This window comes from Paenibacillus aestuarii (genome assembly GCF_027789125.1).
Classification (GTDB): Bacteria; Bacillota; Bacilli; order Paenibacillales; family NBRC-103111; genus Paenibacillus_E; species Paenibacillus_E aestuarii.
In genome coordinates, this window is record NZ_JAQFVF010000043.1 from 16,554 (window position 1) to 29,755 (window position 13,202).

11 protein-coding genes are annotated in these 13,202 nt (G+C 53.3%); 4 read left to right on the forward strand and 7 right to left on the reverse strand.

Annotation, left to right across the window (positions count from 1 at the left end):
* Position 1: 1 nt before the first annotated feature.
* The 3 genes from O9139_RS18290 to O9139_RS18300 form a co-directional block, all read right to left on the reverse strand.
* A complete protein-coding gene (locus O9139_RS18290; RefSeq protein ID WP_270880908.1) occupies positions 2–1,711 on the reverse strand; it encodes a proline--tRNA ligase in 1,710 nt (569 codons plus the stop codon).
* 25 nt (positions 1,712–1,736) lie between these two features.
* Positions 1,737–2,837 (reverse strand): glutamate 5-kinase, encoded by a 1,101-nt coding sequence (gene proB / locus O9139_RS18295; protein WP_270880909.1) that lies wholly within the window; start codon positions 2,835–2,837, stop codon positions 1,737–1,739.
* A gap of 377 nt (positions 2,838–3,214) precedes the next feature.
* Entirely contained in the window at positions 3,215–4,417 is a 1,203-nt protein-coding gene (locus tag O9139_RS18300) for a pyridoxal phosphate-dependent aminotransferase (RefSeq protein WP_270880910.1), read from the reverse strand.
* Between the two features lie 160 nt (positions 4,418–4,577).
* Here O9139_RS18300 and O9139_RS18305 point away from each other — a divergent pair, with 160 nt between their 5' ends.
* On the forward strand, positions 4,578–5,378 hold the full coding sequence (locus O9139_RS18305) for a carbon-nitrogen family hydrolase (RefSeq protein WP_270880911.1): 801 nt from the start codon (positions 4,578–4,580) through the stop codon (positions 5,376–5,378).
* 360 nt (positions 5,379–5,738) lie between these two features.
* Positions 5,739–7,121 (forward strand): glycine--tRNA ligase, encoded by a 1,383-nt coding sequence (locus O9139_RS18310; protein ID WP_270880912.1) that lies wholly within the window; start codon positions 5,739–5,741, stop codon positions 7,119–7,121.
* A gap of 50 nt (positions 7,122–7,171) precedes the next feature.
* Here the strand turns inward: O9139_RS18310 and O9139_RS18315 are convergent, their stop codons facing one another.
* The 4 genes from O9139_RS18315 to O9139_RS18330 all read right to left on the reverse strand — a co-directional run bounded on the left by O9139_RS18315 (position 7,172) and on the right by O9139_RS18330 (position 10,825).
* Positions 7,172–7,663, reverse strand: coding sequence for a cysteine dioxygenase (locus O9139_RS18315; protein WP_270880913.1), 492 nt, complete (start codon positions 7,661–7,663; stop codon positions 7,172–7,174).
* A 140-nt stretch (positions 7,664–7,803) separates the two neighbouring features.
* A complete protein-coding gene (locus tag O9139_RS18320; protein ID WP_270880914.1) occupies positions 7,804–8,688 on the reverse strand; it encodes an SDR family NAD(P)-dependent oxidoreductase in 885 nt (294 codons plus the stop codon).
* Between the two features lie 277 nt (positions 8,689–8,965).
* Complete coding sequence (locus tag O9139_RS18325; RefSeq protein WP_270880915.1) at positions 8,966–9,916, reverse strand: helix-turn-helix transcriptional regulator; 951 nt, start codon at positions 9,914–9,916, stop codon at positions 8,966–8,968.
* A gap of 15 nt (positions 9,917–9,931) precedes the next feature.
* Positions 9,932–10,825, reverse strand: a complete 894-nt coding sequence (locus O9139_RS18330) for a LysR family transcriptional regulator (protein ID WP_270880916.1) — start codon at positions 10,823–10,825, stop codon at positions 9,932–9,934.
* A 163-nt stretch (positions 10,826–10,988) separates the two neighbouring features.
* Here O9139_RS18330 and leuC point away from each other — a divergent pair, with 163 nt between their 5' ends.
* On the forward strand, positions 10,989–12,410 hold the full coding sequence (gene leuC, locus O9139_RS18335; protein ID WP_270880917.1) for a 3-isopropylmalate dehydratase large subunit: 1,422 nt from the start codon (positions 10,989–10,991) through the stop codon (positions 12,408–12,410).
* A 49-nt stretch (positions 12,411–12,459) separates the two neighbouring features.
* Entirely contained in the window at positions 12,460–13,065 is a 606-nt protein-coding gene (leuD, locus tag O9139_RS18340) for a 3-isopropylmalate dehydratase small subunit (protein WP_270880918.1), read from the forward strand.
* The last annotated feature ends 137 nt before the right edge of the window (positions 13,066–13,202 follow it).

Sequence of the window (13,202 nt, forward strand, 5' to 3'; positions counted from 1 at the left end):
ATTAGTCGTTGGTTGAATAAAAGGACTGGCAATGCGCCAGCAACTGCAGCACATTCAGTTCGTACTGCTTACCGCTGCGGCGTTCTTTGCATTCAATGATCTGCTCGGACGCTTTGCGCCCGACGGTAAGGCGGAGCGGGATGCCGAGCAGGTCGGCGTCGTGAAACTTCACGCCTGCACGCTCTTCACGGTCGTCCCACAGCACTTCAATGCCTGCACGCGTTAAAGTGTGATAGATGTCCTCGGACACGTTCCGCTGCGTGTCATCCTGCATGCTCACCGTGAGCAGATGAACCGCGAACGGGGCGATGGTGTGAGGCCAGACGATGCCTTGCTCGTCGGCATGCTGCTCGATCACGGCGGCGAGCACGCGGGAGATCCCAATGCCGTAGCAGCCCATGATCATCGGCATGGATGCGCCATGTTCATCGCTGAAGAGCGCGCCCAGCTTTTCGCTGTATTTGGTACCTAATTTAAATACGTGCCCGACTTCAATGCCTTTGGTAAAAGCAAGCTCATGTCCGCAGCGCGTGCATCGGTCGCCTTCGGCGGCATTGCGTAAATCGCGATAGGTGAACTCGGGTAAATCCCGGCTGACGTCGACATGAACGAGGTGGTAATCCCGTTCGTTCATTCCGATCACGGCATCCGTCATTCCGCGAACTTCTTGGTCGGCGATAATCGGGATGTGGCTTAAGCCGTTTGGTCCAATAAATCCGGGAACGGATTGAAGTTCAGAGGCGATCTCATCTTCGCTCAGCATCTCCACCTGCGTGGCGCCGATGATCGCCTTCAGCTTGATCTCATTCAGCTCGCGGTGTCCTGGCAATAAAGCCAGCATAGGCCGTCCGTCCGCTTTTAGCGCAATCGCTTTAATGATTTGCTGCGGAGATACTTGCAAAAATTCGCTCAACTGTTTAATGCTCGTCGTGTTCGGTGTATACACTTTTTCGGCTGCGGCGAACTGGTTGGCAGCTTTAGCTAGCGGAGGGGCAACGCCGGCCGCCTTTTCGATATTGGCGGCGTACTTGCAAGCCGGGCAGTGCACGATAGTATCTTCGCCGATGTCCGCGAGCGCCATAAATTCGTGTGTATCGGTGCCGCCGATCGCGCCTGAATCGGCTTCCACCGCACGGAAGTTCAGCCCTATTCGCGTGAAAATAGAAGTATAAGCGTCATACATGCGCTGGTAGCTCTCATCAAGTTCTTCTGCGGAACGGTCGAAGGAATAGGCATCCTTCATCAGAAATTCCCGCCCGCGCAGCAGCCCGAAGCGCGGTCTGCGCTCATCGCGGAACTTCGTCTGAATTTGGTACAAAGTAACCGGCAGTTTTTTGTACGATTGAATTTCATCTCTGACAAGTGTGGTGATGACCTCTTCGTGTGTAGCGCCTAAGGCGAATTCGCGCCCGTTGCGGTCTTCGAGCCGCATCAGCTCTGGACCGTAAACGTCCCAGCGTCCCGATTCCTTCCATAATTCGGAAGGATGCAGGGCAGGCATCAGCAGCTCCTGCGCGCCGGCTGCGTCCATTTCTTGGCGGACGATGTCCTGGATACGGCGCAGCGCCTTGAAGCCGAGAGGCAAATACGTATAGACGCCGCTGGATAACTGGCGGATCAAGCCCGCGCGAAGCATGAGACGGTGGCTCAGCGCTTCGGCTTCCGCCGGATTGTCGCGCAGCGTCGGATGAAGCAAATGTTGTTGTCGCATGACGATGCGCCTCGCTTTCCGATATTTACGTTAATGGGACCCATTCGTCCCGGTGAATGACTTCAATGCGGGCGACCTCGACGCGCCTCTGCACCTCATCGGTCGATAAGCCTGCGGCGGCCTGCAGCTGCCAGGCCGCATAGTTGACGACGCCGCGGCCGAGCAGTGCGCCGTCGCTCGTTGCCACCTCGACGACAGCGCCGGGGTGGAAGTCGCCCTCCACGGCGGTGATGCCGGCGGGGAGGAGGCTCTTGCCGCCGGAGAGCAGCGCCGCTTTGGCGCCTGCGTCGACGAGGATTCTTCCTTGGGGCAGCGAGTGGAAGCCGACCCATTGCTTCTTGACCGGCAGATTGTTCAGCGACGTGTCAAAATACGTCCCCTTGCCGCGTCCGTCGACGGCAAGCGGCAGATCATAGGGCTCGAGCACGCGCCCTATGAAGACCGGCACGCCCCCGCGCATCGCGATGCGGGCGGCTTCGACCTTGGAGCGCATGCCGCCGGTGCCGACCGCGCTCCCGGACCCGCCAGCGAAGCTGAACAGCTCGTCGCTGATCGCATCCACGCGCTCGATGCGCTGCGCGTTCGCGTTTTTGCGCGGGTCGTCCGTGTACAGGCCGTCCATATCGGTAATGATGATCAATCGGCTCGCTTTCACCAGATTGCCGACCAGCGCCGACAGCGTGTCGTTGTCGCCGAATTTGAGCTCATCCACCGACACCGTGTCGTTCTCGTTGATGATCGGCACGACGCCGCGCTGCAGCAGCTCGTCGATCGTCATCAGCGCGTTCTGCACGCGCTTGCGGTTGGAGAAGTCGTACCGGGTCAGTAATATTTGTGCCACACGGATGCCATGGGTGGCAAAAGCTTCGTGGTACGACTGCATCAGCAGTGCCTGGCCGACCGAAGCGGCGGCCTGCTTCTCGTGCAGCACCTTGGGCCGCGTCTTGTAGCCCAAGGACGTAAAGCCTGCGGCTACGGCACCGGAGGTGACGAGCAGCACTTGGTAGCCGTCCTCCTGAAGCCGCGACAGCTCGGAGGCGAAGAACCGTATTTTATCCGGGTTCAAGCCACCCGTTTCTGAAGTTAATGAACTGCTGCCGATTTTGACAACGATTCGCTGAGTCATCTTGATCCCATCCTTTTAATCATCATTATGTAAATGCAAAAAAGACTTCCGTCCTCATGACAAATAAGGACGAAAGTCTGACACTTCCGCGGTACCACCTTAGATTGGCGCACGCTTTATAGGCTGCACCCAACTCTGGAATCCCTATATAACAGCAGGGGACTGTTCAACTCATCGTTGACCGTTCAGGGGCGGGTTCGGAACCGGATCACGGTAAGCTCTCACAGCCGATGGAGCTTACTCTCTGCAGCGTGTTGCACACTTCCTACTATTCCCATCATAACGTTGCTATATGGAAGACGTGGCGTTACACCGATCGTTTCCGTTTTTTGTTCTATCTAGAATAGCACGCTGTACAAGCCTTTGTAAAGCGGCTTTTATTCAAATAAGCGAAGCTTGCCGATTCGCTGCACAGCTTCCTCCAAGCGGGCTTCCGTCGAGAGCAGGCCAAGCCGGACATAGCCTTCGCCATGTTCGCCGAACCCGACGCCGGGTGCGACAACGACTTTGGCTTCCTGCAGGAGCAAATCGGACAGGCTTTGCGACGTATGGCCTTTAGGCACAGGCAGCCAGGAGAAGAACGAGCCTTGCGATGGTTTGGCCTGCCAGCCGATTTCGTGCAGCGCTGCATAAAGCGCATTGCGGCGGCTTTCGTAGACGCTGCGCAGTTCGTTGACGCAGTCCTGCGGGCCTGTCAGCGCTGTTTGCGCCGCAACTTGAATGCCGCCGAACAGGGAGCAGTAATAATGATCCTGCATCAGGTTGATCAGGCGGATGACTTCGCGGTTGCCGAGGGCAAAACCGACGCGCCAGCCGGCCATGTTGTAAGTTTTGGACAGCGTGTAGAACTCCACGCCGACTTCTTTCGCGCCGGGCGTAGAGAGGAAGCTGACAGGCTTCTGGCCGTCAAAACCGATGGCGCCATACGCGAAATCGCTGGCGACGACAACGTTATTTTTATAGGCGAACTCTACCGTATCCTGGTAAAAAGAAGCGGGCGCCGTCGCGCCGGTCGGATTGTTCGGATAGTTGATGAACATCAGCTTCGCGCGCTCCAGATCAGCTGGCTCGATCGCGGAATAGTCCGGCAGGAAGGCGTTGTCCGCTTTGAGCGGCATGAAGGACATCCGCGCACCGGCCAGAGCTACGCCTGACCAATAATCCGGGTAACCCGGGTCGGGAACGAGACAAACGTCGCCTGGGTTGAGCAAACATTGAGCAATTTCGATCAGCCCTGTTTTGCCGCCAAATAGGATCGCGACCTCCGTCTCCGGATCAAGCTCAACGCCATGATCTTCCTTATAGCGCTGCGCAATCGCTTCTTTCAAGAAAAGAAAACCGCTGAAAGGCGGGTATTTATGGTACAGCGGGTTGGCAGACGCTTCCTGCATCGCTTTCACAATGTGGGGAGGCGTCGGACGGTCCGGATTGCCTTGCCCCAGATTGATGACGTCATGGCCTTGGGTGATCTGGGCATTGGCTTTGCCTACAAGCGTCGCAAAAAACTGCGTAGGCAGACCTTGCATCCGCTCGGCGGGATGTATGGAAAAGGCAGATTGTGTTTGGGGTACGTTAGACACGATTTAATTCACACTCCGTAGGTCGGGATTGGCATAATAACACTAATGTACCACGATTGCCCTGTGGTGTATAGTAAGATTGTTCCCATCTTGCCGGGAATATCCGATTCGACTAATATAGAAAAAAAAGATCAGCGATGAGGCTGAAAGGGGCATTCAGATGGAGGAAACACAGCTATTGCATGTTGCATTGATTCAAATGGACATTGCCATCGGGGAACCCGATACCAACTATACGCATTTGGAAAAGCTTCTGGGCGAAGCGGTTTCCGCTGAAGTGAAGCCGGATGTCATCGTTTTCCCGGAAATGTGGAACACCGGTTACGCGCTGACCGAGATCCACGAGCTGGCCGATCGGGAAGGCGAGCGCACGAGAGCTTTTTTAAGCGAATTTGCCCGCAACCATCAAGTGAACCTCATTGGCGGTTCCATTGCCGATAAGCGCGGGGATCGCGTGCTTAATACGATTTATGCTTTTGACCGCCAAGGCGCGGAAATCGCCGAATATTCCAAGATTCATCTGTTCCGCCTGATGGATGAAGAGAAATACTTGCACAGCGGCGAACAGCTTGGCCGCTTTGAGCTGGAAGGCGTGCCGGCGGGCGCGATGATCTGCTATGACATCCGCTTTCCGGAGCTTGCGCGCAAGCTTGCCCTAGATGGCGCGCGCATTTTGTTTGTGCCGGCCGAGTGGCCGCATCCGCGTTTGCATCATTGGCGTACATTGCTCATGGCCAGAGCCATAGAGAATCAAATGTACGTAGTCTCCTGCAATCGCGTCGGCACGAGCGGAACGACGAACTTCTTCGGCCACTCCATGGTCATCGACCCGTGGGGCGAGGTGTTGGTCGAGGGCGACGAGAACGAAGCGATTTTGCGGGCGACGATCGATTTGAGCGAAGTTGTGCGTGTGCGTGGTAAAATCCCTGTTTTCGAAGACCGCCGTCCGCAATTGTATTAGAATGAGGGCGAACATCATTTGATTTTTTTCGCGTTTTTTTGTACACTTAGAGCAATTGGATAACAATGGCGGCAGTGATGGATGAATAGTACTCGAAGCGCCTTCATGTTCAGCGAGCTGGGGTCGGTGCAAGCCCAGAGATGAAGTTCGGGGAAAAGGCAATCCGGAGCCGTGTCGATAAAGGGGATGCGCGAGTGTTTAGGCGCGTGTCAACTAGGGTGGAACCGCGGGTGCGTAAGGCTCTCGTCCCTAGGCATATTTAGATGCCTTTGGATGATGAGCCTTTTTTGTATGCTCATCTTCACAACGGTGTCGCTGGTCGAAGGACCCATTTTTCAACAGATGAAGGAGAGTATGAACATGAGCGTAACTATGGATCAAGTCGTCGCACTGGCGAAGCACAGAGGTTTTGTATTTCCAGGTTCCGAGGTTTATGGCGGTCTGGCCAACACTTGGGACTACGGTCCGCTCGGCGTTGAGCTGAAGAACAATATCAAACGGGCATGGTGGAAAAAATTCATTCAAGAATCCCCGTACAACGTAGGCTTGGACGCCGCGATTCTGATGAATCCGCAAGCTTGGGTCGCATCCGGCCACGTGGGCAACTTCAATGACCCGATGATCGACTGCAAACAGTGTAAAGCACGCCACCGTGCTGACAAACTGATCGAGAACAAACTGGCTGAAAAAGATATCGAAATTATCGTCGACGGCATGACGTTCGATCAGATGGCGGCGCTCATCAAGGAGCACAACATCGTATGTCCGGATTGCGGCAGCAACGATTTCACGGACATCCGCCAATTCAACTTGATGTTCAAAACGTTCCAAGGCGTAACGGAGTCGAGCGCTAACGTTGTTTATCTGCGTCCGGAAACGGCGCAAGGTATTTTCGTGAACTTTAAAAACGTGCAGCGCACGATGCGTAAAAAATTGCCATTTGGTATCGGCCAAATTGGTAAAAGTTTCCGTAACGAGATCACGCCGGGCAACTTTACGTTCCGTACACGTGAATTCGAGCAAATGGAGCTTGAATTTTTCTGCAAGCCGGGCGAAGACATGAAATGGTTCGAGTACTGGAGAAGCTTCTGCCATAACTGGCTGCTGTCCTTGGGCGCGAAGGAAGAAAATCTCCGCCTGCGCGATCACAACGAGGATGAGCTGTCCCACTATAGTAACGCAACGACGGATATCGAGTACAAATTCCCATTCGGCTGGGGCGAGCTGTGGGGTATTGCCGATCGTACGGATTTTGACTTGAAGCAGCACATGGAGCATTCCGGCGAAGACTTCAACTATATCGATCAAGAAACGAATGAGCGTTACATCCCTTACTGCATCGAGCCGTCCCTCGGCGCTGACCGTGTAACTTTGGCGCTGCTCATCGATGCATTCGAGGAGCAGCAGCTCGAAGGTGATGACAGCCGCACGGTGCTGCATTTCCACCCTGCGCTTGCGCCTATCAAAGCGGCGGTGTTCCCGCTGTCGAAGAAGCTGGCGGAAGGCGCGCAAGCAGTGTTCGCCGATTTGGCGAAGCACTTCATGGTAGACTATGACGATGCCGGTTCGATCGGCAAAAGATACCGCCGCCACGATGAGATCGGCACACCGTTCTGCATCACATACGATTTTGAATCGGAAACAGATGGCCAAGTGACTGTTCGTGACCGTGACACGATGGAGCAAACGCGCATGCCGATCAGCGAGCTGAAAGCGTTCATCGAAAGCAAGCTGCAATTTTAATGCAAAAATCCCCTGTAGCGGGCTCGTGAGAGCTCGTGCAGGGGATTTTTTTATATGACATAATCGAGCACGTCAGTATAGGGAAGATATCGGTTCGTATTCCTCAGCGGTGGAGAATAGACATGCAGGGAAATCGCACGCTCGGGAAACGGGTTGCTGAGCTGATGGATTTGGTCAGCAGGGGCCACGAACAGCTGCCCGGCTTGAATGAAATCATCCTTTTGCGGTTTCGGATACCCGTGCTCATCCAGCACATGCGTCGTATTCACCAGCGACCCTTCAGCCAGATAGGCGCAGCCGATGGACGCGCCATGGTTATGAATCGCCGTCGACCGGTTCGCTGGAATGTGAATCACAATCACTTCAATCTGATCGTTGCCATAGATCACATTACGACCATAAGGCAGGTGCGCAGGCTCCGTTTTATACGCTGGCACATGCTGCAGATTAGGTCCCAGCGCAGTCAGCGCAGCTTTTAGATCTTCCAGGGTAGGTTGCTGCAACTTGCAGAATGTCTGCTCAATTGCTTTTAGGAATGTCATGATGTCCGCCTCCTAGAGGCTAATGCCTCGGTTTTCTTATCAATTTTTATTAGGGATTTGATAAGATTTTCTGATATATCGTATGCAGTAGGAGGCGAAGCGGTTTGTGCAATTAAGAAAAAAATGGAAGTAACTTCAGCTTACACGACTCGAAAAGGGGGGATTTGTCTGCCGTCAATATCCGTAAAACCATATTCGGCCGCCAGGTTGCCGACCTCGAGCAGCAAGCCCGCTTTGTTGTGAACGACCGGATCTGCAGCTAACGCGGCTACGGCACGGCCGATGTACGCCACCGACTCGGTAGGATGAAGCTCTTCTACCTTCATGAAATCCGGGTCGTCCGGCTCCAGTCCGTAATGTTGGTTGACAGCTTCCGTACGCATCCAGCCCGGCGCAAGCGCCAGTACGGTCACGCCTATGCCGCCCGTTTGGAGATTCGCCGCCATGCCGCGCGTCATGATGGCAACAGCCCTTTTGACCGTGTCGTAGAAGACGTTCACGGGATAATTGCCGCCAATGTCCGGGTAGACGCCGGTATTGATGATCAGTCCATTTTTTTGTTCGAGAAAAAATTTGCTCATGGCCAAGCGGCTTGAAAGCATTTGCGCACGCAGCCCGGCCTGAAACATATTGTCCCACCGTTTCATCGGCTGCTCCCAAAACGGGGCGAGAAAATCAACGTCATCGTAATTTTCATATCCTCCCCAAGCGTTGTTCACGACGATGTCGAGCATTCCTTGCTCCTCTTTAATCCGCGCGTACAAGGAGGCTACGTCGGCATCGACTGTGTGGTCGCAGCGCACCGCGATCCCGATGCCGCCGCGTCTCGTCACGGCTTCCGCGGTATCTTCGATGGTACCCGTCACATCGCTTCTGCTGGCGCTTTGTCTGGTGCTGCGCCCTGTGACGTACACCGTAGCCCCGGCCTCGCCAAGCACTTGGGCGATTCCGCGCCCGCCACCTCTGCTGGAGCCGGTAACGAGTGCTATTTTCCCTTTCAAGTTAGGAATTGTCCATTGTTTCATAAGCGCCTCCAATTCATATCGTTCATCTATTTAGGTTAGCCTAAAATAGTTTAGGAATCCCTATACCGCTAATGATACAGAAAAACCATGACAGATTCTGTCATGGTATTTGAAAGAGGTTATGTACTTGCCATCACTTTGTCCTGGCAGCCCGTGCTCACACCACGATGATCCCGTTTGCTCAGAAAGGTGAGCTCCTGAGTCAAGGGGATCCTGCACAGAAGAAGGCGACCAAGGAAGAGTGCTCCTGAGCCTAAGGGATAGTGGCCAGAAACCTTTATCCGCCGTAAGCTTTGGCCATGGCTTGAACTTGCTCGCGAATCCAAGTCACCATTGCTTCCGGCTCTTCGACGATGGCGTTGCCCCCGAAGCTTAAAAAGTATTGAGAGAAGTGGCCCATGTTCTCTTCATGCATTTCGTCAAGCAGGATTGCGCTGCCATCGGGCTGCTTTTGCAATGAGCCGCTCATCCCTTGTCCGCGTTCATACATCTGTACGCCTTCCGGCGTCAGTCTAACGCGCAGTGTCACCCTGCTGCCGTCAGCAGGAGCTTTGCGGAGCCACTCTGTAATCGTCATACTCTTGATCTCGCGTACCGGATGACTGTCTTCTGCAGGAGCTAAGGCGAGAATTCGGTCGCAGCGGAACAAAAGATTTTTCTCCCTCTCGAAACAGTAGGCCGGCATATACCAATAGCCCTGATTGGCGTAAAGGCCAATAGGCTGAATCACTCTTGGCCTGGCTCCATTTTTTGAAGCATAGTCGATGTTTAGTGCCTTGCCTTCCAGTGCAGCTTCCATAATTTGCTGCAAATACGGGGAGCTCGTGGTCCGATATGGCGTCCAAAATACAACGCGATCCTTCATGGCATCTATTTTAGCTTTGGCATCCGCAGGGAGGTAGTGATAAAACTTGTTCAGCGCCGAAGCTGTTTCCGCTTCAAAAGGAAGCGCACGATAGTACTGCAGAGACTGAAAAGCAAAAAACATCGCCACAGCCTCTTGCTCGGAAAATAAAATAGGCGGCAGCATGCGTTTCTTGAGCACCCGGTAACCGCCGTGCGGGCCGAACTCTGTATAGAGCGGCATGCCCATTTCGGACAACTCTTGCAGGTCGCGATGCATCGTTCTTTCGGAAACGCCGAATTCATCGGCCATTTCCTTCAAGGTAAACTGCATGCGCTCGTTGACGGTCAGCATCAACTGAATCAGTCTCTGCGTCTTGTTCACCTGAAGCAGCCTCCTTTAGACGATTCCGCTCATCACTGTTTTCATGGTGGAGATGAAGGCTTCAGCCGCTTTGGATATATATCTCCCTTTTTTGTAGGCGATCACGAGCGTCCGCACAGGCCGCCCTTCCAAAGGCACATGAACAGGCGCAAGCTCGCTGTAGCTTCGCCGGGATATCAGATAAGGAACGAAGGCGATGCCCATTCCGGCGGCTACCAGCGATTGCACCGTCTCCATGTTGCTGGATTCAAATACGATGTTAGGCGTAAAGCCTGCACTCTGGCACAAGTCCCGCGTCAGGGTGCGGAAGCCTTGACCCTTTTTTAATGCGATGAACGATTCATTTGCCAGCTGTTCGATGCGGATCGGCTGCGCCGAGTCTGCAAGGGGATGCTTCGGCGGGACAGCGAGCACGATCTCTTCCTCCAGCAGCGTTTCGTAGATCAATGAGTCTTCGCGCAGCGGAAGCGAAAGGAGACTGATGTCCGTCTGCCCGTTGCTTGTCAGCGTCTCGAGATTCGCCGATGTTTCTTCGACAAGCGAAATTTCAATTTCCGGATAAGCCGCTTGAAAGGCCGGCACGACGAACGGAAGGATCGTAGATCCTGTAATCTGCATGCTGCCGACGACGAGGCGTCCTTTTTTCATTTGCGAGATGTCTTCCATCTCTTTTTTTAACTGCTCGACCATGTCGAGAATTTTTTGCGATTTTTCCACGAACAGCGATCCCGCATGCGTAAGCTCGACCGAATTCGTGCTCCGCTGGAAGAGCAGCACGCCGATCTCTTTCTCCAGCTTGGACAATTGCTGGCTGAGCGAAGGCTGAGCGATATGAAGCTTCTCGGCTGCACGTGAAAAGTTGCGTTCCACGGCGATTTGAATGGCATATTGTAGTTGGCGCAATTCCATAATTGATAACTCCTCGTACGTATTCGTCGCTTTTATTATTGTTTTTACCTATCAACTCTATAGATATTATATCTTGGAACTATGACGAAATCCATGCTAGTATACGTTATGAGGGTAATACATTTATCAATGTAGAGCGGATAATGATAAGAGGTGACTGGAAATGAGTAAAAAAACGATGTTTGAAAAGATTTGGGAAAATCACGTCATTCACCAGGAAGCTGGCAAGCCTAGCGTCATTTATATTGACTTGCACCTGGTGCACGAAGTAACCTCGCCGCAGGCGTTTGAAGGTCTCCGCATGTCGGGACGCAAAGTCCGCAGACCGGACCTGACGTATGCAACGATGGATCACAACGTTCCGACGAAGGATCGCTACAACATCACAGATCCGATCTCCAAACAGCAAATTGATACACTTTCGCAAAACTGCCGTGATTTCGGCGTTACTTTATTTGATCTTGACAGCATTGATCAAGGCGTCGTACACGTTATGGGACCTGAGCTTGGACTTACACACCCGGGCAAAACGATCGTTTGCGGCGATAGCCACACGTCCACGCACGGCGCGTTCGGCGCGCTCGCTTTCGGTATCGGAACGAGTGAAGTTGAGCACGTCTTGGCGACACAAACTTTGCAGCAATCCAAAGCCAAAACTTTGGAAGTGCGCGTGAACGGCAGCTTGAAGCCGGGCGTTACGGCGAAGGACTTGATTCTGGGCGTAATCGCCAAATACGGCACGGATTTCGCGACGGGCTACGTTATCGAATATACAGGCGAAGCGATTCGCGGTCTTTCGATGGAAGAGCGTATGACTGTATGTAATATGTCCATCGAAGCTGGTGCTAGAGCAGGTCTGATCGCACCGGATGAGACGACATTCAACTATCTGCGCGGACGTGAATATGTGCCGCAAGGCGCAGCGTTCGATGCTGCTGTAGATCAATGGAAGCATTATGTTACCGACGAAGGCGCGGTTTATGACTGGACCGTTGACTTTGATGCCGATTCCTTGATTCCGCAAGTGACTTGGGGCACAAGCCCAGGAATGGGAACGAACGTGAACGCATTGGTTCCGGATCCGCAAAGCTTCGCTACTGAGAACGAACGCAAAGCGGCTGAGAAGGCGCTTGAATATATGGGCTTAACGCCTGGAACGCCAATGACGGAGCTGAACGTGGACTATGTCTTTATCGGCTCTTGTACAAATGGACGTATCGAGGATCTTCGCGCAGCAGCACAAATCGCGCAAGGATACAAAGTGGATCCTTCCGTAACGGCGATCGTCGTACCGGGATCCGGACGCGTTAAAATTCAAGCCGAAAAAGAAGGCTTGGACAAAATTTTCTCCGAAGCAGGATTTGAATGGCGCGATGCGGGATGCAGCATGTGTCTGGCGATGAATCCGGACGTTCTGCAACCGGGACAGCGTTGTGCATCAACGTCGAACCGTAACTTTGAAGGCCGTCAAGGCCGTGGCGGGCGTACGCACCTGGTATCGCCGGCAATGGCAGCTGCTGCCGCAATCAGAGGACGTTTCGTCGATGTGCGCGACTGGGAAATCAAAGCGTACCAACAAGCTTAATTTGCATGAGGGAAAGCTGAGCTTACCTTAGTTAAAGGAGAATGTGAATATGGAAGCTTTTAAACAACATACAGGCCTTGTCGGTCCTGTTGACCGTGTGAACGTAGATACAGATGCAATTATCCCTAAACAATTTTTGAAGCGCATTGAACGCTCAGGTTTCGGCCAGTTCCTATTCTTCGAGTGGAGATGGGACGAAGCGGGCAACGTCATTGAGAGCTTTCCGCTGAATCAGGAGCGCTTTCAAGGAGCATCCGTGCTAATCTCCAGAGCCAACTTCGGCTGCGGATCATCCCGTGAGCACGCGCCTTGGGCGATTCAAGATTTCGGTTTCCGCGTCATCGTCGCACCGTCCTATGCGGACATTTTCTACAACAACTGCTTCAAAAACGGCATTTTGCCGATCAAGCTTTCTGAAGAGCAAGTGGAAGATTTGTTCCAGCGTACAGCAAAGCATGATGGCTACAAGCTGCATGTTGACTTGGAGACCAACAAGCTGACGGACGATTACGGCCTCAGCATTGAATTCGCGCTGGATGAGCACCGCCGCCAGTTCCTGCTGCAAGGCTTGGATGACATCGGCTTAACACTTCAGCATGCGGACAAAATTTCCGCATACGAAGAGTTGCATAAACAGCGTCTGGCTTATAAATAATTAGCCTCCTGCGAGCGCCAGGTAAGGTTTCATACAGCAAATAGCGGAAGAGATTCTTCCGCTATTTGCTTTTTTGTGCGTTTTCAAGGGGAGGAGAGCCTCCTCTTTTTTTCTAGTCATCTTGCAACTTTTGGCAG